Annotated in this window: 21 protein-coding genes and 1 pseudogene; 14 read left to right on the forward strand and 8 right to left on the reverse strand. The window is 70.6% G+C overall.

Annotation, left to right across the window (positions count from 1 at the left end; translation table 11 throughout):
* Positions 1 to 114 precede the first annotated feature (114 nt).
* Genes ACFWW9_RS20105 through ACFWW9_RS20130 form a run of 6 tightly spaced genes read left to right on the forward strand, consistent with a single transcriptional unit; the run spans position 115 to position 7,103 of the window.
* A complete protein-coding gene (locus ACFWW9_RS20105) occupies positions 115 to 1,017 on the forward strand; it encodes a hypothetical protein (RefSeq protein ID WP_390379670.1) in 903 nt (300 codons plus the stop codon).
* A gap of 4 nt (positions 1,018 to 1,021) precedes the next feature.
* Positions 1,022 to 2,161 (forward strand): hypothetical protein, encoded by a 1,140-nt coding sequence (locus ACFWW9_RS20110; RefSeq protein WP_390379673.1) that lies wholly within the window; start codon positions 1,022 to 1,024, stop codon positions 2,159 to 2,161.
* Positions 2,158 to 2,832, forward strand: coding sequence for an ABC transporter ATP-binding protein (locus ACFWW9_RS20115; protein WP_390379676.1), 675 nt, complete (start codon positions 2,158 to 2,160; stop codon positions 2,830 to 2,832). The genes ACFWW9_RS20110 and ACFWW9_RS20115 overlap by 4 nt, the downstream gene beginning before the upstream one ends.
* On the forward strand, positions 2,829 to 4,055 hold the full coding sequence (locus ACFWW9_RS20120) for an ABC transporter permease (protein WP_390379679.1): 1,227 nt from the start codon (positions 2,829 to 2,831) through the stop codon (positions 4,053 to 4,055). The genes ACFWW9_RS20115 and ACFWW9_RS20120 overlap by 4 nt, the downstream gene beginning before the upstream one ends.
* A gap of 43 nt (positions 4,056 to 4,098) precedes the next feature.
* On the forward strand, positions 4,099 to 5,109 hold the full coding sequence (locus tag ACFWW9_RS20125) for a GNAT family N-acetyltransferase (RefSeq protein WP_390379682.1): 1,011 nt from the start codon (positions 4,099 to 4,101) through the stop codon (positions 5,107 to 5,109).
* Positions 5,109 to 7,103 (forward strand): GNAT family N-acetyltransferase, encoded by a 1,995-nt coding sequence (locus ACFWW9_RS20130; RefSeq protein ID WP_390379685.1) that lies wholly within the window; start codon positions 5,109 to 5,111, stop codon positions 7,101 to 7,103. The genes ACFWW9_RS20125 and ACFWW9_RS20130 overlap by 1 nt, the downstream gene beginning before the upstream one ends.
* On the opposite strand, the gene argS is transcribed toward ACFWW9_RS20130, so the two are convergent.
* Together argS and ACFWW9_RS20140 are read right to left on the reverse strand one after the other, a co-directional pair.
* Positions 7,044 to 8,786, reverse strand: a complete 1,743-nt coding sequence (gene argS, locus ACFWW9_RS20135; RefSeq protein ID WP_390379688.1) for an arginine--tRNA ligase — start codon at positions 8,784 to 8,786, stop codon at positions 7,044 to 7,046. The two genes, ACFWW9_RS20130 and argS, sit on opposite strands and share 60 nt — an antisense overlap.
* 63 nt (positions 8,787 to 8,849) lie before the next feature.
* On the reverse strand, positions 8,850 to 9,845 hold the full coding sequence (locus tag ACFWW9_RS20140) for an NlpC/P60 family protein (RefSeq protein WP_390379691.1): 996 nt from the start codon (positions 9,843 to 9,845) through the stop codon (positions 8,850 to 8,852).
* Here ACFWW9_RS20140 and ACFWW9_RS20145 point away from each other — a divergent pair.
* The 5 genes from ACFWW9_RS20145 (at position 9,838) to ACFWW9_RS20165 (ending at position 15,669) form a co-directional block, all read left to right on the forward strand.
* Positions 9,838 to 10,230, forward strand: a complete 393-nt coding sequence (locus tag ACFWW9_RS20145; RefSeq protein ID WP_390379694.1) for a hypothetical protein — start codon at positions 9,838 to 9,840, stop codon at positions 10,228 to 10,230. The two genes, ACFWW9_RS20140 and ACFWW9_RS20145, sit on opposite strands and share 8 nt — an antisense overlap.
* 170 nt (positions 10,231 to 10,400) lie before the next feature.
* On the forward strand, positions 10,401 to 10,952 hold the full coding sequence (locus tag ACFWW9_RS20150; RefSeq protein ID WP_390379697.1) for an HD domain-containing protein: 552 nt from the start codon (positions 10,401 to 10,403) through the stop codon (positions 10,950 to 10,952).
* Positions 10,953 to 11,032: 80 nt separating this feature from the next.
* The gene (gene boxC, locus ACFWW9_RS20155) at positions 11,033 to 12,670 is read left to right on the forward strand and encodes a 2,3-epoxybenzoyl-CoA dihydrolase (RefSeq protein WP_390379700.1); all 1,638 of its coding nucleotides are present in this window, start codon (positions 11,033 to 11,035) and stop codon (positions 12,668 to 12,670) included.
* A gap of 4 nt (positions 12,671 to 12,674) precedes the next feature.
* Entirely contained in the window at positions 12,675 to 14,096 is a 1,422-nt protein-coding gene (gene boxB, locus ACFWW9_RS20160) for a benzoyl-CoA 2,3-epoxidase subunit BoxB (protein WP_390379702.1), read from the forward strand.
* A 10-nt stretch (positions 14,097 to 14,106) separates the two neighbouring features.
* Positions 14,107 to 15,669, forward strand: a complete 1,563-nt coding sequence (locus ACFWW9_RS20165; RefSeq protein ID WP_390379705.1) for a benzoate-CoA ligase family protein — start codon at positions 14,107 to 14,109, stop codon at positions 15,667 to 15,669.
* 81 nt (positions 15,670 to 15,750) lie between these two features.
* Here ACFWW9_RS20165 and ACFWW9_RS20170 read toward each other — a convergent pair.
* The 6 genes and pseudogenes from ACFWW9_RS20170 to ACFWW9_RS20195 form a co-directional block, all read right to left on the reverse strand.
* Positions 15,751 to 16,590 (reverse strand): annotated as a pseudogene (locus tag ACFWW9_RS20170) (PaaX family transcriptional regulator C-terminal domain-containing protein).
* Positions 16,591 to 16,669: 79 nt separating this feature from the next.
* Complete coding sequence (locus ACFWW9_RS20175) at positions 16,670 to 17,110, reverse strand: MarR family winged helix-turn-helix transcriptional regulator (RefSeq protein WP_390379708.1); 441 nt, start codon at positions 17,108 to 17,110, stop codon at positions 16,670 to 16,672.
* 102 nt (positions 17,111 to 17,212) lie between these two features.
* Positions 17,213 to 17,617: an ATP-binding protein gene (locus tag ACFWW9_RS20180; protein ID WP_390379711.1), complete on the reverse strand. Its 405-nt coding sequence runs from the start codon at positions 17,615 to 17,617 to the stop codon at positions 17,213 to 17,215.
* 1,571 nt (positions 17,618 to 19,188) lie between these two features.
* Positions 19,189 to 19,551, reverse strand: a complete 363-nt coding sequence (locus tag ACFWW9_RS20185; RefSeq protein ID WP_390379713.1) for an ArsR/SmtB family transcription factor — start codon at positions 19,549 to 19,551, stop codon at positions 19,189 to 19,191.
* Positions 19,552 to 19,643: 92 nt separating this feature from the next.
* The gene (locus tag ACFWW9_RS20190) at positions 19,644 to 20,588 is read right to left on the reverse strand and encodes an acyl-ACP desaturase (RefSeq protein WP_390379716.1); all 945 of its coding nucleotides are present in this window, start codon (positions 20,586 to 20,588) and stop codon (positions 19,644 to 19,646) included.
* 16 nt (positions 20,589 to 20,604) lie between these two features.
* Entirely contained in the window at positions 20,605 to 21,210 is a 606-nt protein-coding gene (locus ACFWW9_RS20195) for a hypothetical protein (RefSeq protein WP_390379719.1), read from the reverse strand.
* Positions 21,211 to 21,847: 637 nt separating this feature from the next.
* Between ACFWW9_RS20195 and ACFWW9_RS20200 the strand changes: the two genes are divergently transcribed.
* The 3 genes from ACFWW9_RS20200 to ACFWW9_RS20210 are packed head-to-tail and all read left to right on the forward strand — an operon-like array spanning position 21,848 to position 24,663.
* Positions 21,848 to 22,951: an ABC transporter substrate-binding protein gene (locus ACFWW9_RS20200; RefSeq protein WP_390379722.1), complete on the forward strand. Its 1,104-nt coding sequence runs from the start codon at positions 21,848 to 21,850 to the stop codon at positions 22,949 to 22,951.
* 3 nt (positions 22,952 to 22,954) lie between these two features.
* Complete coding sequence (locus tag ACFWW9_RS20205; protein ID WP_390379724.1) at positions 22,955 to 23,872, forward strand: ABC transporter permease; 918 nt, start codon at positions 22,955 to 22,957, stop codon at positions 23,870 to 23,872.
* Positions 23,863 to 24,663: an ABC transporter permease gene (locus tag ACFWW9_RS20210; RefSeq protein ID WP_390379728.1), complete on the forward strand. Its 801-nt coding sequence runs from the start codon at positions 23,863 to 23,865 to the stop codon at positions 24,661 to 24,663. The genes ACFWW9_RS20205 and ACFWW9_RS20210 overlap by 10 nt, the downstream gene beginning before the upstream one ends.
* Positions 24,664 to 24,670: the final 7 nt, after the last annotated feature.

Below are 24,670 nucleotides of genomic sequence, written 5' to 3' on the forward strand. Positions count from 1 at the left end.
GTTCCCCACCGGCTACTACGAGTGCGGGCGGGGAAAGGTTGAGAGCCGGGGTCGCCAACTTTTCGATGGTCTCCCTCGTCATGTCCCAGTGCAAGCCGAACACGAGGAGGCACGGTGTCGCACCGGAAGATGTCGACGGTCCTGGTCGCGGGGGCGCTGGGGCTCCTGGCCGCGTGCGGCTCGCCGCAGGCGGCCCCTCCCGCCGGGGGCGGCGCGCCCACCGCCACGTCCGGCGGTCCGGCCGCGGAGGCCCCGGCCGACGGCAGCCAGGAGAGCAAGGCGTCGGCCGACTCGGTGAAGGTGGAGAACCTGATCGCCGACTGCATGAAGGCCAAGGGCTTCACCTACGTGCCGAGGCCGCTCACGTTCGAGAAGCCCTCGGACAACCAGCTGGGCAAGGACCCGTCGCTGGTGCCCTACGACGCGCTGAAGAAGTTCCGCTCGAAGTACGGGTTCGGGCACTTCGCCGCCGACGTGTACCCGAACGACCGGAACGTGGCGCCCGAGCCGCTCAAGCCGAACCCCAACAACGCGATCCGCGACGCCCTCGACGAGGCGGGGAAGAAGGCCTACGACGAGGCGTTCGACGGCGGGTACGCCGCCATGAAGCAGAGCGGCTCGTTCGACCGGACCAAGCAGGAGGGCAGCTGCTCGGTCAAGGCGTCGCTGGAGGTCTACGGCCCGGAGAAGCCCGTCGACCCGGCCGCGGCGGCCAAGGCGGCCCAGGTCCAGCAGGAGTACCAGACGGACCCGGACCTGCTCCAGGCCGCGCAGGGCTACGCGAACTGCCTGCGCGGGCTCGGGTACGCGGTGGGGGCGGTGAAGCCCGGCGTCATCGACTGGACCGTCGAGCAGGCCGCGCTCGACCTGTACTCCGCGGCGCAGGGCGCCAACCTCCAGCAGGGCCTCGACCACGAGATCAAGATGGCGCTGGACGACCTGGAGTGCGGCAAGGACTACCGGGTCGTCGCCGCGCCCAAGGTCGCGAAGGTGCTGGCCGAGGGCGGGGTCGGCTGACGTGGTGTCCCCACGCCGAGTGCTCGCGGTCGTGGTCGGTGTCGCGGTGGCCGCGGGCGTGGCGGGCTGGTGGGTCGGCCTGAGCGTCAAGTCACCCGCCGACGCGGCCGCCGGGCACCAGCCGCCACCACCGTCGTTGATCACGGTCCCGGTGGAGAAGAAGGCCCTGACCAGCACGTCCGTCGCGCAGGGCAGCGTGGTGTACACCGGCGAGTCGACGATCACCCTGACCGGCCTCGTCGCCGCGACGGGGGCGACGCAGCTCGTCACCAAGGCGCCCGTGGCGGGCACGACGCTGAACCCCGGCGACGTGCTGATGGAGGTGAGCGGCCGCCCGGTGTTCGTGCTGGCGGGCCCGGTGCCGATGTACCGGACGCTGGAGCTGACGGCCAAGGGCGACGACGTGAAGCAGCTCCAGGCCGGGCTGACGGCGATGCGGCCCGGCGTCCGGCTGGCGAGCGGGCTGTTCGACGCGCCCACGGCCACCGCGGTCAAGGCGTGGTACGACCGCGCCGGCTATCAGGTCGCGCCCGGCGACGACGTCTCGATCCCGTCCGGCGAGATCCTCTTCCTGCCCGCGCTGCCCGCGCGGTTGGACACCGTGAGCCTGAAGGCGGGCGACCCGGCGACCGGCAAGGTCGGCACGGTCACCGACCCGACCGTGGTCGTCCGGGCGACCATGCCGTCCGCGGACGCGCAGCTCGTGCACACCGGGCTCCCGGCGTCGCTGAAGATGCCGGACGGCACGGCGCTGCCCGCGACCGTCGACGCCCTGGGCAAGGACGCCGCCCCGCCCGTGACCACGGCTCCGCCGTCGGCGGAGAACGCCGCCCCGCCCACGTCGAACTCCACGAACCTCCGGCTGGTGGCGCAGGACCCGGCGGCGCTGGCCGGGTACGCGGGCCAGCCGGTGAAGATCGAGATCGAGGTCGGGTCCAGCGGTGGAGAGGTGCTCGTGGTGCCCGTCGCCGCCGTCACGACCAAGGCCGATGGCAAGGCCCGCGTGCAGGTCCAGGCGGCCGACGGCGCGCTGCGGGAGGTGCCCGTGGCGCTCGGGCTGACCGTGCTCGGGCTGGTCAAGGTCGACCCGGCCGACGGCGGTCGGCTCCAGGCGGGCGACCGGGTCGTGGTGGGCACGTCGTGACCGTCATCCACCTCGACGGCGTCGGCCGCACGTTCCCCGCCGACCCGCCGGTCCACGCGCTGCGCGACGTCCACCTGCGCGTGGAGCAGGGCGACTACCTGTCGATCGTCGGCGCGTCCGGGTCCGGCAAGTCCACGCTGCTCAACACGCTGGGGCTGCTCGACCGGCCGAACACCGGCAGGTACGTGCTCGACGGCGTCGAGACCACGTCGTTGAACGACCGCGGCCGCACGGCGTTGCGCGGCAGCCGGATCGGGTTCGTCTTCCAGGCGTTCCACCTGCTGCCGCACCGCAGCACCGTCGACAACGTGGCGCTGGCCGAGGTCTACCGCCGCACCGACCGCAAGCAGCGGGTCCGGCGCGCCGAGGCCGCGCTGGAGCGGGTCGGGCTCGCGCACCGGTCCGCGTTCCGGCCGGACAAGCTGTCCGGCGGCGAACGCCAGCGCGTCGCCATCGCGCGGGCGCTGCTCGGCGATCCGGCGCTGCTGCTGTGCGACGAGCCGACCGGCAACCTGGACCGGGCGAACACCACCGCCGTGCTGGACCTGTTCGACGAGTTGAGGGAGCAGGGCGTGACGCTGGTCGTGATCACCCACGACGAGGAGGTCAGCGCCCGCGCCGCCCGCCGCGTGCGGATCGACGACGGCAGGCTCACCGAGGAGCGCCGGTGACCGTCGGACGACCCCGGATGGGTCTGCGCGACCTGGCGGACGAGGCCGTCGCGGGCATCGCCGCCCGGCCTGTGCGGACCGCGTTGACGATGCTGGGCACGGTCATCGGCATCACGACCCTGGTGATCACCCTGGGCGTCGCGGCGACCGCGGCCAACCAGATCGCGGGCCGGTTCGACGCGGTCACGTCCACCGAGGTCACCGTGGACATCCCCGCGCAGCGGGACCCGACGTCGCCGAGCCTGGTGGCGTGGACCGCGCTGCCGGACCTGGCGCGGCTCAACGGCGTCCGCGCCACCGCGGCGCTGGCCCGCCCGGACAGCGCGAGCAGCGCCCAGGTCCGGACCAACGACCTGCACGACCCCACGTCCGTCACCGACCGCACCCTGCCGGTGGTCGGCACGACCACCGGCGTCCCGGAGGTGCTGGGCGCGCCGATGGCGTCGGGCCGCTACTTCGACGAGGGCCACCTGGCCAGGCACGACCGCGTGGCCGTCCTCGGCGCGGCCGCCGCGAAGCTGCTCGGCGTCACGAGCGTCGCCGACAGCCCTGCGGTCTTCGTCAACGGCCAGGCGTTCACCGTCATCGGCGTCCTCGGCGGCCACGGCAGCGGCTTGGACCGCGGCCTCAGCGCGGCAGTCCTGCTGCCGCACACGGCCGCCGACGACCGCCTGCACCTAGGCCCGCCGACCACCGTCCTGATCCGCACCGACCTCGGCGCGGCCCCGCTCATCGCGAGGCAGGCCCCGATCGCCCTGAGCCCCAACGACCACGCGGCGCTGCGCGTCATCGCCCCACCGGACCCGGCGACCCTGCGCGGCGGCGTCCAGCACGACGTCAACGGCCTGTTCGTGGTGCTGGGCCTCGTGTCGCTGGTCGTCGGCGCCATCGGCATCGCCAACGTCACCCTGGTGACCGTCATGGAGCGCACCGGCGAGATCGGCCTGCGCCGAGCACTCGGCGCGGCGAGACGCCACGTGGCGGCCCAGTTCCTCGCCGAGTCCGTCGCGGTAGGCCTCATCGGCGGGGTCCTGGGCGCGAGCATCGGCGTGGTGTCCGTCGTGACGATCTCGGTCAGCCGCCAGTGGACCCCGGTGCTCGACCTGCCGATCGTCGCGGGCGCCCCCGTGGCAGGCGCCCTGGTCGGCCTGATCGCCGGCCTGTACCCCGCACTTCGAGCGGCGAGGATGCAGCCGGTCGACGCTTTGCGCTCGGGTACCTGACGGTTTCTGCTGTTATGGGTCCTTCCGGCAGAGGGGGGCTGTTGTGGTGGAGATCGTGCCGCTGGACCCGCACCACGCCGAGGAAGCCGACCTGGTGGCGTTCCACGCGGTGGTGCTCGCCGCCCAGGGGGTCGACCAGGTCGACGAGGACCCGATCTCCTACGAGAGCCTGGTGACGAGGTTGCGCAACCCCTTCGCGGGGTTCGGCGACCTCCGGCACTGGCTGGCGCGGCGCGACGGCGAGGTCGTGGGCACCGTGACGTTGATGCTGTTCGACGACGAGAACAGCGACCTCGTGATGGCCGAGATCACCGTGCACCCGAAGCTCCGCAGGCAGGGGATCGGCACGGCCGTGCTGCGCGCCCTGCTGCCGGAGATGGTGGGTCGTGCGGTGCTGGAGGGGGCCAAGGTCACCGCGGGCGGCGCGGGGGAGGCGTGGGCCGTCGCGCTGGGGTTCCGGAAGGCCAACGCGACGATCCTGCAACGCCTCCGCTTCGCCGACGTCGACCCCGCGCTCTGGGCCGTGCCCGCCCCCGACGGCTACCGGGTGGAGCGGTGGGCCGGGTCCGCGCCGGACGACCTCGTCGAGTCCTACGCCGAGGCCAGGTCCGCCATCCACGACGCCCCGCGCGGTGACGCCGAGTTCCGCCAGCCGGACTGGACCGTCGACCGGGTGCGCGCCACCGAGGCCGAGAACCAGGCGCGGGGCGTCGACGAACGGGTCGTGGTGGCCGTGCACGAGGCGTCCGGCACGGTCGTCGGCCTGACCCTGCTGGAGCTGAACCCCCGCAGGCCGGGCTGGGGCTACCAACGCGACACCGCCGTCCTGGCCGCACACCGCGGCCACGGCCTGGGCCGGGTGATCAAGGCGGAGATGCTGCGGTGGCTGACGCCGTTGGACCTCGACCTGGTCTACACCGGCACCAACGCCGACAACGTCCACATGGCCCGCGTGAACCACTCGCTGGGCTTCACCACGGTCCGTTCCATGCTCGAGGTGAACCAGCCCGTGGAGGCACTGCGGGAGGCGCTCGACCGACGGAGGGGGAAGTAGTGGACGTCGTGCTGGAGCCCTTGGACGAGGCCGGGTTCCGGAGCTTCCACGAGGTGGCCGTCGCCTCGGGCAGCACCGCGACCTACGAGAACCTGGTGGCCAGGCTGCGCTTCCCGTTCGCGGGGTTCGGCGACGTGCGGCACTGGCTCGCCCGCCACGACGGCGAGGTCGTGGCCACCGCGACCCTGATGTTCCTGGCGGAGGAGGAGAACAGCCACCTCGTGCTGGCCGAGGTCGTCGTTCCCCCGGAGCGGCGCAGGCAGGGCATCGGCACCGCCGTGCTGCGCGCCCTGCTCCCCGAGATGGCCGGTCGCGAGGTCGTCGAGGGCTTCCAGGTCGAGGCGGGCGGCGCGGGCGAGGCGTGGGCCGTCGCGCTGGGGTTTCGGAAGGCGAACGCGACCGTCATACAACGCCTCCGCTTCGCCGACGTCGACCCGGCGCTCTGGGACGTGCCGATCCCCGACGGCTACCGGGCCGAGCAGTGGACCGGACCGGCCCCGGAGGAGTTCGTCGCGTCCTACGCCGAAGCGCGAACGGCCATCCGCGACGCGCCGAGGGGCGAGACGGCCCTCCGCCAACCCGAGTGGACGGTCGACCGCGTGCGCGCGGCCGAGGCGGACAACCTGGGGCGCGACATCGAGGAACGGGTGGTGGTCGCCGTCCACGAGGAGACGGGCACGGTCGTCGCCCTGACCCAACTGGAACTGGACCCGCACAGGCCGACCTGGGGCCGCCAACGCGACACGGCCGTCCTGGCGGCCCACCGCGGCCACGGCCTCGGCGTGGCGATCAAGGCGCACCTGCTGCGCCGGCTGGTCGCGGACCGGCCGGACCTGCGTGACGTCTACACCAGCACCAACGCCGACAACGTCCACATGATCGCCGTCAACCACGCCTTGGGCTTCACCACGGTCCGGTCCGTGGTCCAGGTGAACCGCCCGGTGGCGGGTGACGTCGTGGTGGAGCCCCTGGACCCGCACTCGGCCGGGGAGGCCGACCTCCGCGGCTTCCACGCGGTGGTGCTCGCCGCGCAGCCCGTGGACCAGCCGGACGAGGACCCGGAGTCCTACGAGGACCTGGTCGCCCGGCTGCGCAACCCGTTCCCCGGTTTCGGCGAGATGGTGCGCCGGGTGGGGCGGCGGGACGGTGAGGTCGTGGCTGCCGTGACGCTGAGCTTCCCCGAGGAGGAGAACGCGCACTTGGCGGTCGTCGACATCACCGTGCACCCCGAACGACGCCGACAGGGGATCGGTACCGCGGTGTTGCGGGCCCTGCTGCCCGAGGTGGTGGCCCGCGGCCGTGAGGTGGTGCAGGGCGAGCAGATCACCGCGGGCGGCGCGGGGGAGAAGTGGGCCGCGGCGTTGGGGTTCCGGGTCTCCAACGAGGTCGTCCTGCAACGCCTCCGGTTCGCCGACGTCGACCCGGCGTCCTGGGATCGGCCCGCGCCCGCCGGGTACCGCCTGCGGCGGTGGGTCGGGGCCGCGCCGGACGACCTCGTCGCCTCCTACGCGGTGGCGCGGGGCGCGATCCACGACGCCCCGAGGGGCGACTCCGAGGTGCGCAGTCCGGAGTGGACGGTCGACCGCGTGCGCGCCGACGAGTCCGACGCCCTGGCCGAGGACATCGAGGAACGGGTCGTCGTCGCCGTGCACGAGGAGACCGGCGAGGTCGTCGGCCTGACCCAGCTGCAACTGCACCCCCGCCGTCCGGGCTGGGGCTACCAGCGCGACACGGTCGTGGTCGCGGCCCACCGCGGTCGCGCGCTGGGCGTGGCGATGAAGGCGGAGATGCTGCGGTGGCTGACGCCGCTGTACCTCGACCTGGTCTACACCGGCACCAACGCCGACAACGTCCACATGATCGCCGTCAATTACGCCTTGGGTTTCACCACGGTCCGGTCCCTGGTCGAGGTGGACCGGACCGCAGCGGGGCTCCTACAGGCGCTCGGGGGCGTCGATGCCGAGCAGCGACAGGCCGAGCACCAGCACCCGTGACGTGAGCTGGGCCAGCACCAGCCTGGAGGCGCGGGCCTCCGGGCTGGTGGTGTCCTTGAGGATCGGGCACGTGTCGTAGAACGTCGTGAACGTGCTCGCCGTCTCGAACAGGTAGTTGCTCAGCTTGTGCGGGGCGTACGCGTCGATCGCCGCGTCCACGGCCGCCGGGAACCCGAGCAGCTTCACCACGAGCGCGCGTTCGGCGGGCTCGGTCAACGTCACGGGCGCGCCTGCGGCAGGCACTTCGCCCGCCTTCGCCAGGATCGAGCGGATGCGGGCGTTGGCGTACTGGAGGTACACCGAGGTGTTGCCCTCCTTGGCCAGCATCTTCTCCCACGTGAACACGTAGTCGCGTTCGCGGTCGTTGGACAGGTCCGCGTACTTCACCGCGCCGATGCCCACGACCTTCGCCAGCCTGGCCTGCTCGGCCGCGTCGAAGTCGGTGCGCTCGGCGATCACCGCAGCGGCGTGGTCGACGGCCTCGGTCAGCAGGTCGACCAGCTTGAGCGTGCCGCCCGCGCGCGACCGGATCGTCTTGCCGTCCTCGCCCAGGATCGAGCCGAACCCGACGTGCTCCGCGTGCTGGTCGGTCAGCCACCCGGCCTGCCGCGCGGCGGCGAACACCATCGTGAAGTGCTGCGACTGCGGCGTTCCGACGACGTAGAGCAGGTCGGTCACCTCGCGGTCGCGGATCCAGTACCGGATCGTCGCGAGGTCCGTGCTGGCGTAGTTGTAGCCGCCGTCGGTCTTGCGGATGATCAGCGGCAGCCGGTCGCCCTCGCGGTTGCTGAAGCCGGGCGGGAACACGCACAGCGCGCCGTCGCTGACCTCGGTCAGCCCCTTGGCCTCCAGTTCCGCGACGGTGTCGGCGAGGAACGGGTTGTAGAAGCTCTCGCCGTAGACGTCCTCCGACGTGAGCCCGATGCCGAGCAGCTCGTACACCTTCTCGAAGTGCCGCGTGGACTCCTCGACGAGCCCGCGCCACAGCGCCAGCGTCTCCTCGTCGCCGCCCTGCAACGCCACCACGCGCAGCCGGGCGCGTTCCACGAAGTCCGGGTCGGCGTCGAACTTCTTGCGCGCCGCCACGTAGAACCCGTTGAGGTCGCTGATCGAGTGTGCCTCCGAGCCCGCCTTCCAGCCCTCGTCGACCAGGTGCTCGATGAGCATCCCGAACGGCGTTCCCCAGTCGCCGAGGTGGTTGTGGGGGATCACCTCGTGGCCCGCGAACCGCAGCAGCCGCATGATCGCGTCGCCGATGATCGACGACCGCAGGTGTCCGACGTGCATCTCCTTGGCCACGTTCGGGCTGGACAGGTCGATCGCGACCCGGCGCGGGCTCTCGGTCGTGGCCACCCCGAGCCGGTCGTCACCCAGCAGCCCGGCCGCCTGCTCCTCCAGCCACTCGCGCCGCAGCACGAGGTTCACGAAGCCCGGCCCGGCGATCTCCGGGTCCTCCACCAAGTCCGCCGAGTCGAGGTGCTCGACCACGGCCTGCGCCACCTCGCGCGGCGCCTTCTTCAGCGTCTTCGCCAAGCTCATGGCCACGTTGCACTGGTAGTCCACACCCTCGCGGGTGGAGGGTCGCACGAGCGCCTCGGCCGGGGTGATCTCCACACCCAGGGCCGTGCGCAGCGCTACCGCCACTCGCCGACCCAGTTCCACTCCGACGTCACCCTGCAACACCGCTAGACCTCCAGGCTCGTACTTCCTTGAGCCCAGTATCCCGCCGGGTGGAAATCGGCTTCGTCAGCCCGCGACGCGGCGGATCGTGGCGACCGGACCGATGGCGTCGATCGGCGACACCTTGACGGTCTCGCCGGAGGTCGGGGCGTGCACGGCGTAGGTGCTGTCGATCGCCATGGCCACGTGGCCGAGGTCGGCGCGGTACAGGATCAGGTCGCCCGCCTTGACCTGGTCGCGCGGCACGGGCGTGCCGATCAGCGCCTGCTGGTAGGTGACGCGGGGGATCGTCACGCCCGCCGCGCGGTACGCGGTCTGCATGAGCCCGGAGCAGTCGTAGGTGTCCGGCCCGACCGCGCCCCACACGTACGGCTTGCCCAGTTCCTTGAGCGCGAACTTCAGCGCGTCGCCCGCGGCGCCCGCCGGGATGTTCGGGTTGATCGACGGCCCGGTGCCGGACAGCCGGGCCAGGTCGGCCGCGGTCAGCGCGCCGAACGCCTGCTTGACCTCGCCCGCCTTGCCCTCCAGACCCGCCTTGCGCTGGTCGGCGAGCGTCACGGCCGCGACCGCCTCGTCGGCGAGCTTCTGGGCGGTGACCCGGTCCTCTTCGGCCTTCTTGCTCGTGGCCTCGACCGCGACGCGGGCGTCCTCGGCCTTCTTCTGCGCGGCGGTGGCGTCGTCCGCGGCCTTCTGCGCCGTGGCCACCATCTCGCCGTGCTGCTGGGCGTAGACGTCCATGATCATCGCCGCGTCGAGGTACTCCTCGGGCGTGTCACTGCTGAACACGGCCGCGAGCCCGTTGAGGCGCAGGCCCTTGAACGAGATCTCCACCAGGTGGTCGACCTCGGCCTGCAACGTCGTGGCCAGCGCCTTCGACTCCTGCTGGATCGTCTTCGCCTTGCCCTCGGCGACCACGGCGTCGTCGGCGGCTTTCTTGGACTTGGCCGCCTCGTCGGTCGCCTTCTGCGCGGCGGCGCGCTTGTCGACCAGGTCCTGCTGCGCGAGGAGCGCGTCCTGGTTGGCGACGGCGGCGGCCTGGCTGAGGTCGAGGTACTTGGTCATCTCCGCCGAGTTCGGCACGGCGGGCGCGGTCGGCGTGGTGCCGGGCGCGGTCGGCGTGGCGGAGGACGACGAGGACGACGGCGGCGGGGTCGAGGTGGTCGTGCCCCCGGTGGTCGTCGTCGTCGTGGTGGTGGTCGTCGTGGTCGTGACAGGCGGCTTCGGCGTCGTGGTGGTGGTCGCCGGAGGCGGTGTCGTGGTGGTCGTCGTGACCGGTGGAGGCGTCGTCGTGGTGGTCGTGGGCGCGCTCGACGACGGGTCGGGTTGGGCGATGGACGCCGGGGCTCCGCTCGTGAGCACCACGCCGACCACTGCCACGACCACAAGACCACGCATGTACGCCACCCCTCCTAGCACACCGCGAACCGCCTCCACTGTGTCACGGTGAGTGGTCAATTCGGTGTAAGGCCGACCGATCTGTCCACAGCGAAGTGCGGAAACAGGCGACGGACCGACCAGTTCGCGTCACAGGAAGCAACGGTGTCACCCGTTTGGTGGTGGTGCGTGCGGCCTAATACCACCGCGACCACGGACAGTCGGCCCACTAGCCTCGCGCGCATGACGCTCCTGCCGACCGACCCGCTGTCCCAGCGGGTGCTGGCCTTCGCCCGCGAGCACGAGGCCCCCTCCGTGCTCAACCACAGCGTGCGCACCTTCCTGCACGCCGCCGCCATCGCCGAGCGCGACGGGATCGAGCACGACCGGGTGATCTTGTTCCAGGCGTGCGCGCTGCACGACATCGGCACCGCCGACGCCTTCGACGGCCCGGTCCGGTTCGAGGTGGAGGGGGCCGACGCGGCGGCCGCGTTCCTCACCGCGGAGGGCGTGCCCGCGGCGGCCGTGGACCAGGTGTGGGAGGCCATCGCGCTGCACACCTCGGCCCAGATCGCCGAACGCCGTGGCCCTATCACGCTGCTGACCCGCCTCGGCGTGCTCGCCGACTTCGGCGAGGGCAGCGCGGAGTTCGAGGAGTCGTACCCGCGACTGGGCATCGAGGCCGAGTTGAAGCGGCTGGTGGTCGAGCAGGCTCGCCGCAACCCCGCCAAGGCCCCCAAGTCGTCCTGGGCCGGCTACCTCAGCAGGACCGCGATCAGCCCCGACGACTTCTAGATCGTTCTACAGAACCTTGACGATCGGGAGGTGACGTGTAGACACTGAGGGCGAACCCCACGACGAGGAGGGCGTTCGCCATGGAGGTCGACTTCGATCGGCACCCGGACTCCTACCGGCACTGGACGCTGCGGGTCGACGGACCCGTGGCGTGGCTGGAGATGGACGTCGACGAGCAGGGCGGCCTGGTCCCCGGCTACGAGCTGAAGCTCAACTCCTACGACCTCGGCGTGGACATCGAGCTGCACGACGCGGTCCAGCGGCTGCGGTTCGAGCACCCCGGCGTCCGCACCGTCGTGCTGACCAGCGCGAAGTCCGGCGTGTTCTGCGCGGGGGCGAACATCCGGATGCTCGCCGCGTCGTCGCACCCGTGGAAGGTGAACTTCTGCAAGTTCACCAACGAGACCCGCAACGGCATGGAGGACGCCACCGAGCACTCCGGCCAGACCTACCTGGCCGCGGTGAACGGGACCTGCGCGGGCGGCGGGTACGAGCTGGTGCTGGCGTGCGACCGGATCGTCCTGATCGACGACAACTCCTCCGCCGTGGCGCTGCCGGAGGTGCCGCTGCTGGGCGTCCTGCCCGGCACCGGCGGCCTGACCCGGCTGGTGGACAAGCGGAAGGTGCGCAAGGACCGCGCCGACGTGTTCGCCACCCGCCCCGACGGGCTCAAGGGCAAGACCGCCGTCGAGTGGCGGCTGGTCGACGAACTGGCTCCACGCCGGGGTTTCACCGAGGCCGTCACGGCGCGGGCGCTCCAATTGGCCGAGGCGAGCACACGGCCGCGCGACGCCGTGGGGATCGAGCTGACCCCGTTGCGGCGCGAGGTCACCGAGGACCGCCTCGAGTACCCGAACGTCACGGCGGTGCTGGACCGGGACGCGGGCACGGTGGAGATCACCGTCCGCGGTCCCCGTGACGCCGCTCCGACGTCCGTCACCGCGTCGAACTGGCTGCTGGCCGTGTCGCGGGAGCTGGACGACCTGATCCTCCGCCTGCGGCACAACGAGACCGAGCTGGGGACGTGGCTGATCCGCACGTCCGGCGACCCCGCGCTGGTGCTCGCGCACGAGCGGGTCGTCCTGGAGGGCACGGACTGGCTGGCCAACGAGATCCGGCACTTCTACAAGCGCGTGCTGAAACGGCTGGACGTGACCAGTCGCAGCCTCGTCGCGTTGATCGAACCGGGTTCCTGCTTCGCCGGCGTGCTCCTCGAACTCGCCCTCGCCGCGGACCGGCAGTACGTGCTGGACGGTCCGCCGGTCGACGACGAGACCAGCGACGAGCGAGCCGCGATCACGCTGTCGCGGGCCAACTTCGGCCCGTTCCCGATGGGCAACGGCCTGACCCGCCTGCGCTCCCGCTTCTACGGCGACGACGAGCACGTCGACCGGCTGGCGGCGGAGGTCGACCGGCCGCTGTCGGCGGCGGAGGCCGACGGGCTCGGCCTGGTGACCGAGGCGCCGGACGACCTCGACTGGGACGACGAGATCCGCATCGTCGTCGAGGGCCGGGCAGCGCTGAGCCCGGACTCGCTGACCGGGATGGAGGCGAACCACCGGTTCGTCGGCCCGGAAACCGTGGAGACGAAGATCTTCGGCAGGCTCGCGGCCTGGCAGAACTGGATCTTCACCCGCCCCAACGCCTCCGGTCCGGACGGCGCGCTGCGCCGCTACGGCACCGGGCGGAAGGCCGTCTTCGACAGGAACCGGGTGTAGCGCGATGCCGGAGAAGATCGACTACGACGACAAGATCCCCAACAACGTCAACCTCGCGGGCGACCGCAGGCTCCAGCGCGCGCTGGAGGGCTGGCAGCCCAAGTTCCTCGACTGGTGGGGCGAGATGGGCCCCACGCTGCGCACGCGGGGCGTGTACCTGCGCACCGCCGTGGCGGTCGGCCGCGACGGGTGGGCGCACTTCGACCACGTGAACGTGCCCGACTACCGGTGGGGGATCTTCCTCGCCGAACGCGACGCCGACCGGCGCATCGGCTTCGGCGAGCACGCCGGGGAACCCGTGTGGCAGCAGGTTCCGGGGGAGTACCGGGCCGACCTGCAACGGCTGATCGTGATCCAGGGCGACACCGAACCCGCGTCCGTCGAGCAGCAGAAGCTGCTGGGGCTCACCGCGCCCAGCCTCTACGACCTGCGGAACCTGTTCCAGGTCAACGTGGAGGAGGGGCGGCACCTGTGGGCGATGGTGTACCTGCTGCACGCGTACTTCGGCAAGGAGGGCCGCGACGAGGCGGAAGGCCTGCTGCTGCGCAACTCCGGCAGCCCGGACACCCCGCGCATCCTCGGCGCGTTCAACGAGGAGACCGCGGACTGGCTGGCGTTCTACATGTTCACCTACTTCACCGACCGGGACGGCAAGTACCAGCTCGGCACGTTGAAGGAGAGCGCGTTCGACCCGCTGTCGCGGACCTGCGAGTTCATGCTCAAGGAGGAAGCGCACCACATGTTCGTCGGCACCACCGGCGTCGACCGCGTGGTGACCCGCAGCGCCCAGCTGATCCGCGAGCACGACACGACGGACATCGGTGCGTGCGGCGGGATCCCGTTGGAGATCATCCAGAAGTACCTGAACTTCCACTTCACCGTGTCGCTCGACCTGTTCGGCGGCGAGACCTCCACGAACGCGGCGAACTACTACACCGCCGGGCTCAAGGGCCGGTGGCAGGAAGGGCGTCGCAAGGACGACCACAAGCTCACCGAGGGCGGCACGACCCTCGACCGGCCGACGGCCGACGGCACGTGGAGCACCGAGGAGGTGCAAACGCTGCTGGCGCTCAACCTGGACCTGCGCGGCGAGTACATCGCCGACTGCCGCACGGGCGTGAAGCGGTGGAACAAGATCCTGGAGGAGCACGGCATCGGCTTCCGGTTCCTGCTGCCCCACCCCGGTTTCAACCGCAACGTCGGCCTCAACGCCGGCTTCCACATCACGCCCGAGGGCACGATCGTGGACGAGGCCACGTGGGCCGCGAACCGCCGCAAGTGGCTGCCCACGACCGAGGACCTCGCGTTCGTCCGGTCGCTCATGCACCCGGTGTACGAGCGGGGCAAGATCGCCAGCTGGGTCGCGCCGCCGACGAACGGCATCAACGACAAACCGTTCGACTACGAGTACGTCTACCTCCCCTGAGGCGGATGCCATGCCGACTGCCGCGCCCACCACGTTCAACGCCGCCGACCACCTCGTCGCCCGCCACCTCCGCAACGGCGACGGCGACCGCACGGCCGTCGTCACGCCCACCCGAAACCTGACCTACCAGCAGGTGCACGACGAGGTCGTGCGCGTCGCGGCCGGTCTGCGCGCCCTCGGCGTGCGGCCCGAGGAGCGCGTGCTGATGTGCATGGTCGACGAGGTGGAGCTGTTCACCGCCATCCTCGCCGCGATGCACGTCGGCGCGGTGGCCGTGCCGTGCTCCACCATGCTGACCGCTCCGGAACTCCGCGCCCTCGTCGTGGACTCGCGCGCCCGCGTGGTGATCGGCTCGTCCGACTACGCGCACACCGTGCGGGCAGCGGTCCAGAACGCGCCGGACGTCCGCCACGTCGTCGCCGACCCCGGTCCGTTGCCCGCGGGCGTGGACGGCGTGACCTGGGCGGACCTGCTGCGCGACGGCCCGTCCGAGCCGTACCCGACGTGGCCGGACTCGCCCGCGCTGTGGCTCTACACCTCCGGCACGACCGGCGTCCCGAAAGCGGCCATGCACCGCCACGCCAACATCCTGTTCGTGGCGGAGAACTACGCCGGGGGAGTCCTCGGCATCACCCGCGACGACCGCTGCCTGTCCGTCGCGAAGCTCTTCTTCGCCTACGGCATCGGCAACTCCCTGTTCTTCCCGCTCTCGGTCGGCGCGACGGCCCTGCTCGAACCCGGCAGACCCACCCCGGCCCTCTTCGCCGCCCGCGCTCGTCAGGACCGGGCCACGCTCCTGTTCGGCACCCCCAGCTTCTGGGGCCCGCTCCTGGCCTCGGACGTCCCGCCGGACGCGTTCGCCACGGTCCGCCAAGGCGTGTCGGCGGGCGAGGCGTTGCCCGCGCGGATGTACGAGGGCATGCGGTCCCGCTTCGACGTGGAGGTCCTGGACGGCATCGGCTCCACGGAGATGCTGCACATCTTCATGTCCAACAGACCGGGCCAGGTCCGCCCGAAGTCCTCCGGCGTCCCGGTCCCCGGCTACGACGTGGACCTGCGCGATACCGATGGCACCCCCGTCACGGCCGTCGGCGAACCGGGGGAGCTGCACGTCCGTGGCCCGTCGACCGCCACGGGCTACTGGTGCCGCACCGACACGTCCCGCAGCGTGTTCCTGGGCCAGTGGATGCGCACCGGCGATACCTACGTCCGCAACGACGACGGCACCTACACCTGCCTGGGCCGCCTGAACGACATGCTGAAAGCGGGCGGCATCTGGGTGACGCCGAGCGAGGTCGAGGAACGCCTCCTGGAACACCCGGACATCGCCGAAGCCGTCGTCGTGGGCATCCCCGACGCCGACGACCTCGACAAACCGGTCGCCTGCGTAGTCGCCCGCCCAGGCCACACCGTCGACCCGGACGAGATCATCCGCTGGTGCCGTGAGGGCCTGGCCGCCTTCAAACGCCCCAGGGCGGTCACGATCCTCGCCGAACTACCGAAAACCGCCACGGGCAAGATCCGCCGCAACGTCCTCCGCGACCAGCTCCGCGCCACCTCGCTCACCCGGTGACCGGCGCACACCTTCAACCGGTTTTTCTGCCACGCCTGCGGTTTCGGTTGCCCTCAGCCGTTCAGCGGCTTGGTCCGGCAGCTAGGCCATGACCTGTTCCCAGTGCCCCTGCGCGGCGGCCCGCCAGTCGTCGTGCTTGCCGTGGAACAGTTCCGCGGCCTTGGCCCCGCTCCAGTTCTCCGGCAGCAGCGCCGCAGGCAACCCCGGATCGAGGAAGGGGAACCGCCGCCACTCGTGCACCAGCAGGGTTTGCGCGTGCAGCGCGTGCTGCCCGCTGACCGGCCGGATCCCGCTGAACTCGTCGATGAAGTCCTCGTACCGCTCCTCCAGGTCGCTCAGGTCCCACGCCCGCGTCACCAGGTCGCCGACCTCGCCGATCGCCCCGAACTCGGCCACGAACGACAGCACCGGCGCTTCCACCCCGAGGTCGGCGATGATCGTCGCCGCTTCGGCCTGCCTGCGCGTGTTCGGGCTGACCCACACCCCCGGCTGCGGCGACCCGAAGCCCGCCCACGCGAGCCGCGTCCGCACCCGGTGCCGCAGGTCGCGCTTGGTCTCGGGCACCGACACGAACAGCATCAGCTACCGCCCGTCCCACCCGCTCGGCACGCGCCCGAACTCGTAGATGCGGTGCGCGCCCTCGGTCAGCAGCCGACGACCGGACGCCGTCAGCGACCACCGCACCCGCCGCCCGACCCGCTCCGACCGCAGCCACCCCTCGGCCGCCGTCCGCGACAGCGCCTGCCGCGCGGACTTCTCCTCGATCCCGAACAACCGCAGCACGTCCACCAGCGTCGACGTCCAGACCGGGGTCTCGCGCGGCAGCACGAACTCGCCCAACACGGTCGTCAGCACCGACCGCGCGCTCGCGTGGCTGACCTCGCGCCGTCTCGACACTCTCGGATGTGCGACGTCCGCCATCAGCTCCACCCAGCCTCGTGAGGACGCCCATTGTGATACAGCTCCACGGACGCGCACAAGGTCGATGTAGAACGTCCACTCAGGACTCGGGCCGCAGCTTCCCCACCAGGTGCTCCAGCACCGTGGCGAACAGCTCCGCCTCCAACGGCGTCCACTCGGCCACGATCCCGTCCAGCCGGTCGACCAGCTTCCGCCGCGCCGAATCGCTGGCCACCCGCCCCGCGTCCGTCAGCAGCAGCAACGTCGACCGCGCGTCCCCCGGATCGGGTTCACGGGTCACCAGCCCGGCCTTCTCCAACCGGGCCGCGTACCGCGTGGTCGCCGTCCGGTCGATCCCGATCTCGTCGGAGAGCCGGGTGGAACTCACCGGCTCCAACCGCGCGATCCCGCTCAGCACGGGGTAGGTCGTCTCGTCGACCCCTTGGACATCGGTCACGAGGTCGTCGTACAGGTGGGCCCTGGTGCTGCGCCGGAGCAGCAGCCCCAGCGCGGCCTCGACACGAGCGGCGGCGGAGTGCACCCGATCAGTGTACGTGCCAGCGGCACGCATCAGGTGTACAGTCCAAGATGCGTGCAAGCGGCACGCACTCTGCTACTGACTTCGGAGCCACCTCATGCCCACCTACACCACCACTGGCCGCACGATCCGGAAGGGCAGCTCGGCCCACACCGTCTTCCCCCAGGTCCGCCGCGAGATCCCCCACCGCTCGGCGACCCGCTCCACCAACATCAGCCCACGCCCGCGGTACTTCCCCAACCGCGAGGTGCCGAGCACGGGAAGCAGGTCGGCTTCCCCGTCATCGACCTCCACCCGCACCCCGAGGTGCTCGGGAAGCTCGGACACCCTCACCCGACAGGGTGGCGTCGCATGGTCGTACACGTTCGACACGAGCTCGTTGACCAGCAGGACGGTGTCATCGACACAGTCCTCGGACACGCCAACCAGCACTTCCGTGACCCAAAGCCGCACGGTCGACAGCGGCGGGTGCGGGAACCGGCTCAGGTCAAGCGCGGCAGGCAACTGCAACAACGGTTTCACGAGCCTCCCCAATGAACACAGGGCCCCCAACCACCAAATGGCGGAGCCGGACCCCACACGGGTACCCCCAACCACGCCACCCCACACGACAACCACCCCAAACATCCCACCCCCACCTGCGACCCCCACCACTCCACCCACCCACCGCCCCCACCACCCCACCCACCTCACGCCCAGCCACGAGCCCCGCTACCCACCACCTTCGGGCCCCCTGCTCCAACCGCGCTCCCACCTCACGCCCAGGCACGAGTCCTGCTGACCACCGTTCTCGGGACCCGCTACTCCTGCCGCGCTCCCACCCACCGTTCTCGGGACCCGCTAATCCCGCTGCGCTGCCACCTCATACCCAGCCGCGAGTCCAGCTGCCCGTCGCTCTCGCGAGCTGCTGCTCTTACCGCGTTCCCGCCTCATGCCCAGGCACGAGCCTCGCTGCCCATCGCTCTCTGGACTCGCTGCTCCCGCCGCACCCCACCTCATGCTCACGCACGAGCGCCGCCATTCATCGCCCTCGAGATCCGCTGCTCCCGCCGCGTTCTCACCTCGTGTCCAGGCGCGAGCGCCGCTATCCATCGCTCTCGAGATTCGCTGCTCCTGCCGCGTTTCCATCTCGTGTCCAGGCGCGAGCACCGCTGTCCACCGCTCTCGGGATCCGCTGGTCCTGCTGCCTTCCCGCCTCATGCCCAGGCGCGAGCGCAGCTGTCCATCGCTCTCGGGGTCCGCTGGTCCTGGCGCGTTTCCATCTCGTGTCCAGGCGCGAGCACCGCTACCCGCCGCTTTCGGGATCCGCTGCTCCCGCCGTGCCCCACCTCATGCCCAGGCGCGAGCCCCGCTGCTCACCGCCTTGGCGACCGCTACTCCCGCCGCCCTCCCAGTTCAAGCCCGCAGGGGAACCCCGTTGCCCACCACTTCGCCGCCCAGGCCCACCCGCCCCAGTCCGCCCCTATCAGCCTCGCTGAACCGCGCTCTCCGGCTCTCGCGACCCGTCGTCCCATGCCGCGCCCCGCCTCAGACCGACCACCTGCCAGCCACGCCGAACCGCGCTCCCGCGCCTCCCCAAGCTCCGCCACTTCCCACCGCCGCCCCGGACACCCCCAACCCATCCCGCGCGCACGGCCCCACCCCGCTCCGACGACGAAAGGCCCTCCGCCTTCCCCCAACCCCGTCGATTCGAGCTCGAGTCGGCGTCCGCTGCACGTCCGGCTCGACCGGCCCTCGCCATCGCCGTGTCCCCTGAAGTGGCCTGCTGTCTTCTCCACCTTCGCCGGTTCGGGCATGGCTCACCCACCTGATCGACAGCAGGAGGTTTCACACGATCCCCAAGCCTTTGCCGCGCTCCACGGCTCAAGCGATTTCATCGCCGCGTTCCCGGAACCGGCTCGCCCGACGGCGAGGCCCTCCCCGCCCTCAGTCAAGGACGCCTCAACCGGCGACATCACCCAGAGGTGTCCTTGACCTGCACCATCTCCGGCCTACCACCGCCATCGAGATCAGGCGGCCCAGCCTCCGAACCCACATCCCAGGTCGCGGCAGTTCTTCACGCGACCCCACCCAACGACCGATCACCCCCCGACAGGAGGCTCCTCGGCTTCTTCCCGCAACCGCCGCTCGCGCTTCCCCCGAGCCAACTCCGTCCCCAACGCGTCCAACCGCTGCCCCCAGAACTGCCGGAAGCGGTCCAGCCACGCGTCGACCTCTTCCAGCGGTCCTGACTCCACCGAGTACAACCGCCGCGTCCCCATCGCGCGAACGCTGGCGAAGCCGTTCTCGCGGAGCACCCTCAGGTGTTGGGACACGGCGGGCTGGGAGATGCCGAATTCCTGCTGGATCACGGTCACCACCGCGCCGGAGGTCTGCTCGCCGGTGGCGAGCAGTTCCAGGATGCGGCGGCGGACGGGGTCGCCGAGGACGTCGAACGCGTGCACAGGGCGACTATCCCATTCCGCACTTATATTGAGCAATGCCGGTGCCTGGCCGCGCGTACCCACGGCCAGGGGCCTGGCACATCCACAGCCGACTACTCCGCCGCCTTGGCCGCGCGGGCGCGGCGGCGTTCGCGCATCTCGACGAACTTGCTGGCCTTGCCGTCGAGCACGGCGAGGAACTCGGCCAGTTCCTCGCGGGCCTTCTCGCCCTCACCGCCGAGGTTGGTGCGTTCGAACACCTTCCAGTAGCGGAGGATCGGCATGATGACCTCGTCGTGGTGCAGGCGGAGGTCGTAGATGCCCGCGTTGGCGATGGTGGCGGAGCTGCGGAGGAAGTCCGAGATGCCCGCGCCGGGCATCTGGAAGTTGAGGACCTCGTCGCGGACCGCCTGCATGGTGTGGTCGGGCTGGACCTCGAACGCGGCGGTGACGAGGTTGCGGTAGAAGACCATGTGCAGGTTCTCGTCCGTCGCGATGCGGGCGAGGAGCTGGTCGGCCAGCGGGCAGTTGGTGGCGCGGCCGGTGTTGCGGTGCGAGATGCGGGTCGCGAGTTCCTGGAACGACACGTACACGATGTTGCGGATCGCGGACTCGGTCGTGCCCTCGAAGCCGACCGACATGTGCTCCATGCGCTTGCGCTCGAGCTCGACGGGGTCGACGCCGCGGGTGACCACGAGGTAGTCGCGCAGGGCGATGCCGTGGCGGGCCTCTTCGGCCGTCCAGCGGTGCATCCACGTCGCCCACGCGCCGTCCTTGCCGAACGACGACGAGATGACGCGGTGGTAGGAGGGGAGGTTGTCCTCCGTGAGGAGGTTGATGATCATCGCCGTCTTGGCGGTGGGGTCGAGCCGGGAGTCCTCCGGGTGCCAGTCCTCGCCCCCGAGGAACGCGAAGTCGCGGCCCTCGCTCCACGGGACGTAGTCGTGCGGCATCCACTCCTTGGCGATCGACAAGTGGCGGTCGAGGTTGACCTCCACGATCGGTTCCAGCTCGCGCAGCAGATCCGTATCGCGGCGGTGGCTATCGCCAACCGTCACACCGATCACCTCGTTCTCAGTTCTGGTGGTGGGTCAAGTCGTTTACGTCCTTGAGCCTACGTGCCCCACCGGATGGGGCCGATTGCCGAGGTGTGACTTTCCATCGGCGCCACACGGGGTAGGCGATGACGACGAGGAGTGACAGTGCCGGGATGTGCCCGAACACGACGTAGTCGATCAGCGGAACGGTGGTGAGGACGGCGGTCAACCAGCCGGGCGCGGTGGGGAACTTGCCTGGTGGGGTCCACGGTGTGCGCTTGCCCGGCTTGGCGACGGACAGCCACGCCTGCACCGCGAGCGCGCTCGCCATCAGCAGTGATCCGGCACGCATGAGGGCGGGGTTCCCGTTTTCGCCGAGGTCCAGGTTCGGGCTCAACAGGAAGATGCCGAGGTACAGCTGGGACAACGTGATCACGAATTTGAACAGAACCCACCAGTGTCGGAAATAGCCCCACGAGGTGAGCGCCGAGAGCATGAATCCGGTGTAGGCCGAAGTGGTCGCCATGAACTGGAGCACGGCGGTGTCGAGCACGTTCGCCATGTCGAACGCGCTCGTCCGGGACGCCCCGGACGAGCCGAGCCCGTAGGTCGTCAGGGCGAACAGGGCGAGCGCCTGGCTCATCCAGCCGACCGAGCTCAGGACGTGCAACCACACGAGCAACTTCCGCTGCGTCACGAGAACCCCCATAGGTAGTTGTCCAACGCATAGTACGGCTACGCATGGCCGGAGGGGGGCGTCACGCCCGGTGCGGCTTTCGTCACCGGGTTCGCAAACGGTCCTGGAACGGTCCAGGAATCAGCTGTTAATACGTGCCCAATTGCCGACTGGACCAGACGGTCCGCGGAATTTCGGGGAGGAGGCCCGACAATCGGTCGTTTCGGTCGTCGCACCCGTCCGCCGAGGGGGTGGTTCGGGCGCGCGCCCGGTCTCCCCAACGCACCGTGGATCATGGTCCGAAAGGGCAGGTTTGTGCCACGGGTCTTGCCAACGGGCCAGCGCAGGGGTGGTCCGGCGGCAGGTTCGCCGAGCGCCATAACAGCGTTGGGTTAACCCTTGGTACATGTGGTCACCACGAGGAATTCGCCTTGTCATTCGAATTGGTATCAGTACGTGCGGCGCGCTTGACAAGGTCGCTCAATATGACCAATCCTCGCGCCAACTGACACGTTTCGGGGTATACGACTCGCGAGCGAGCACCGCTCACGGGCACTCCCGACGAGGAAGGTTCGATTCGTTGACTCCCACCCCAGTTCTGCGCTTGCTCGGTGTCGGTGCGCTGGCCATCGCGCTCGCCGCCTGCGGGGCTCCGCCCGCCAAGGAAAGCTCGTCTGGCGGCACCGCCGCGGCGACGGCCAAGTCCGCCGCCGACTTCGGCGGGGTCGACAAGCTCGTCGAAGCGGCCAAGAAGGAGGGCACGCTGAACGTCATCGCGCTGCCCCCGGACTGGGCGAACTACGGCGTGATGATCAAGGCCTTCACGGACAAGTACGGCATCAAGATCGACTCGGCGCAGCCGGACGGCTCCAGCGCGGACGAGATCAAGGCCGCCCAGCAGCTCAAGGGCGGTGACCGCGCGCCGGACGTGTTCGACCTCGGGCTGAACGTGGCCGTGGCGAACAAGACCATGTTCGCGCCGTACAAGGTCGCCACCTGGGAGGAGATCCCGGCCGAGCTCAAGGACGGCGAGGGTCTCTACTACGGCGACTACGGCGGCTTCATGTCCATCGGCTACGACGCCGGCAAGGTGCCCGCGCCGACCAAGGTCGAGGACCTGCTCAAGCCCGAGTACGCGGGCAAGGTCGCGCTCAACGGCGACCCGACGCAGGCGGGCGCCGCGTTCTCCGGCGTCATGATGGCCGCCCTGGGCAGCGGCGGCTCCGCCGACGACATCGCGCCCGGCGTCGAGTTCTTCAAGAAGCTCAAGGCCGCGGGCAACTTCCTGCCGGTCGACCCGTCGCCCGCGACGATCGAGTCCGGCCAGACCCCCGTCGTCATCGACTGGGACTACACGAACGCCGCGCAGACCGCGAAGCTCGTGGGCAAGGCCGACTGGAAGACCGTCGTCCCGACCGGCGCGCAGATCGGCGCCTACTACAACCAGGCCATCAACAAGGACGCCCCGCACCCGGCCGCCGCGCGGCTGTGGCAGGAGTTCCTGTACTCCGACGAGGGCCAGAACATCTACCTCCAGGGCCTGTCGCGCCCGGTGCGGCTCGAGGCCATGACGAAGTCGGGCAAGGTCGACTCCGCCGCGGCGGGCAAGCTGCCCAAGACCGAGGGCAAGCAGGTGTTCCAGACCCAGGAGCAGGCCGACAAGGCCAAGCAGGTCCTGACCGCCACGTGGGCGCAGGCGGTGGGCTGACCCTTGGTCGCACCCGTCACCACCTCGGCCGGGGGAGGCGCGGCGAAAGCCGCCGCCCCCGGCCGGGGGCCGACCAGGGGCAACGTCCTGGCGTGGCTCGTCGTCGTCCCGTTCCTGGCGTACGTCGGCGTGTTCCTGGTGTACCCGACCATCCTCGTGCTGGCCGGGGCGTTCCAGGACTCGAACGGCGCCTTCACCCTCTCCAACCTGACCGACCTGATGAAGGGCGTCTACCTCCAGGCGTTCTGGCGCAGCATCGAGCTGTCGGCGATCACCGCCCTGCTGGGCGCGATCTTCGGAGCCCTGCTGTCGTGGGCCGTCGCGAGCGGGCGGCCCGAGGGCCTGCTGCGGCGGGTCGTCGTGGCGGCCGCGGGCGTGCTCGCGCAGTTCGGCGGCGTGCCGCTGGCGTTCGCGTTCCTCGCGACCGTCGGCTTCCAGGGCTTCGTCACGAAGTTCCTCCAGGACAGCCTGGGCGTCAACCTGTTCTCCGGCAGCGCCTGGATCTTCGAGCTGCCCGGTCTGACGCTGGTGTACACGTTCTTCCAGATCCCGCTGATGGTCGTCGTGTTCCTCCCCGCGCTGGACGGCCTCCGTCCGCAGTGGAGGGAGGCCACCGAGAGCCTCGGCGGCGGGACGTGGACGTACTGGCGCTACGTCGGCGGCCCGATCCTGTTCTCGCCGTTCCTCGGCGCACTGCTGCTGCTGTTCGCGAACGCGTTCTCCGCGTACGCCACGGCCGCCGCGCTGGTGTCGCAGGGCAGCCCCATCGTGCCGTTGCAGATCCGCGGGTTCCTCACCGGCGAGGTGCTGCTGGGCCAGGAGAACCTGGGCAAGGCTCTTGGGCTCGGCATGGTCATCGTGGTCGGTGTCGCGATGGGCCTGTACGCGCTGATCCAGCGGAGGGTGTCGAAATGGCAGTGACCGCGAAACCCCCGAAGAAGGTCGCGGGCACCGTCCTGCGGGTCGTCGTGCTCGTCGTGCTGGGCTTCTACTTCATCCTGCCGCTGGTGGCGATGGGGGAGTTCTCCACGCGGGGGATCAACAACACCCGCAGCCTGGACTCGTGGACCGGCATCTTCGAGGACCCCGACCTGGTCGACTCCATCGTGACGTCGGTCGAACTGGCCGTGCTCAGCTCCGTGCTGATGCTCGTGCTGCTCGTCCCGACCATGGCGTGGATCCGGCTGCGGCTGCCGAAGATGCGCCGCGTGGTCGAGTTCCTGTGCCTGCTCCCGCTCACGATCCCGGCGATCGTGCTGGTCGTGGGCATGGCGCCGCTCTACGCGTGGGTGAACTACTTCCTCGGCGACTCGCCGTTGACGCTCACCTTCGTGTACGCGGTGCTGGTGCTGCCGTTCGCCTACCGAGCCATCGACGCGGGCCTCGCCGCGATCGACCTCAAGACGCTCGCGGAGGCCGCTCGCAGCCTCGGCGCGTCGTGGGGCACGGTGCTGTGGCGGATCGTGGTGCCGAACATCCGCACCGCCCTGATCGGCGCGTCGCTGCTGTCGGTCGCGCTGGTGCTCGGCGAGTTCACCATCGCCTCGCTGCTGAACTTCGAGACCCTCCAGGTCCAGGTCAACCTGATCGGCAAGCGCAACGCGGGCCTGTCGATCGCGGTGTCCCTGGCCTGCCTGGTGTTCGCGTTCGTGCTGCTGTTCCTGCTCTCCTACGTCGGTCAACGGCGTCGGGTCACCGTCGTCGAGGACTAGAGAAAGA

Source organism: Umezawaea sp. NPDC059074 (assembly GCF_042738955.1).
In the GTDB taxonomy this organism is placed as follows: Bacteria; Actinomycetota; Actinomycetes; order Mycobacteriales; family Pseudonocardiaceae; genus Umezawaea.

Excerpts from the sequence above, each read along its gene's own strand:
- ACFWW9_RS20140 (WP_390379691.1), bottom strand. The coding sequence starts at position 9,845 with ATGACCAAGTACCTCGACCTCAGCCAGGCCGCCGCCGTCGCCAACCAG.
- boxB (WP_390379702.1), top strand. The coding sequence starts at position 12,675 with ATGCCGGAGAAGATCGACTACGACGACAAGATCCCCAACAACGTCAAC.
- ACFWW9_RS20165 (WP_390379705.1), top strand. The coding sequence starts at position 14,107 with ATGCCGACTGCCGCGCCCACCACGTTCAACGCCGCCGACCACCTCGTC.
- ACFWW9_RS20150 (WP_390379697.1), top strand. The coding sequence starts at position 10,401 with ATGACGCTCCTGCCGACCGACCCGCTGTCCCAGCGGGTGCTGGCCTTC.
- ACFWW9_RS20195 (WP_390379719.1), bottom strand. The coding sequence starts at position 21,210 with ATGAGCCAGGCGCTCGCCCTGTTCGCCCTGACGACCTACGGGCTCGGC.
- ACFWW9_RS20210 (WP_390379728.1), top strand. The coding sequence starts at position 23,863 with ATGGCAGTGACCGCGAAACCCCCGAAGAAGGTCGCGGGCACCGTCCTG.
- boxC (WP_390379700.1), top strand. The coding sequence starts at position 11,033 with ATGGAGGTCGACTTCGATCGGCACCCGGACTCCTACCGGCACTGGACG.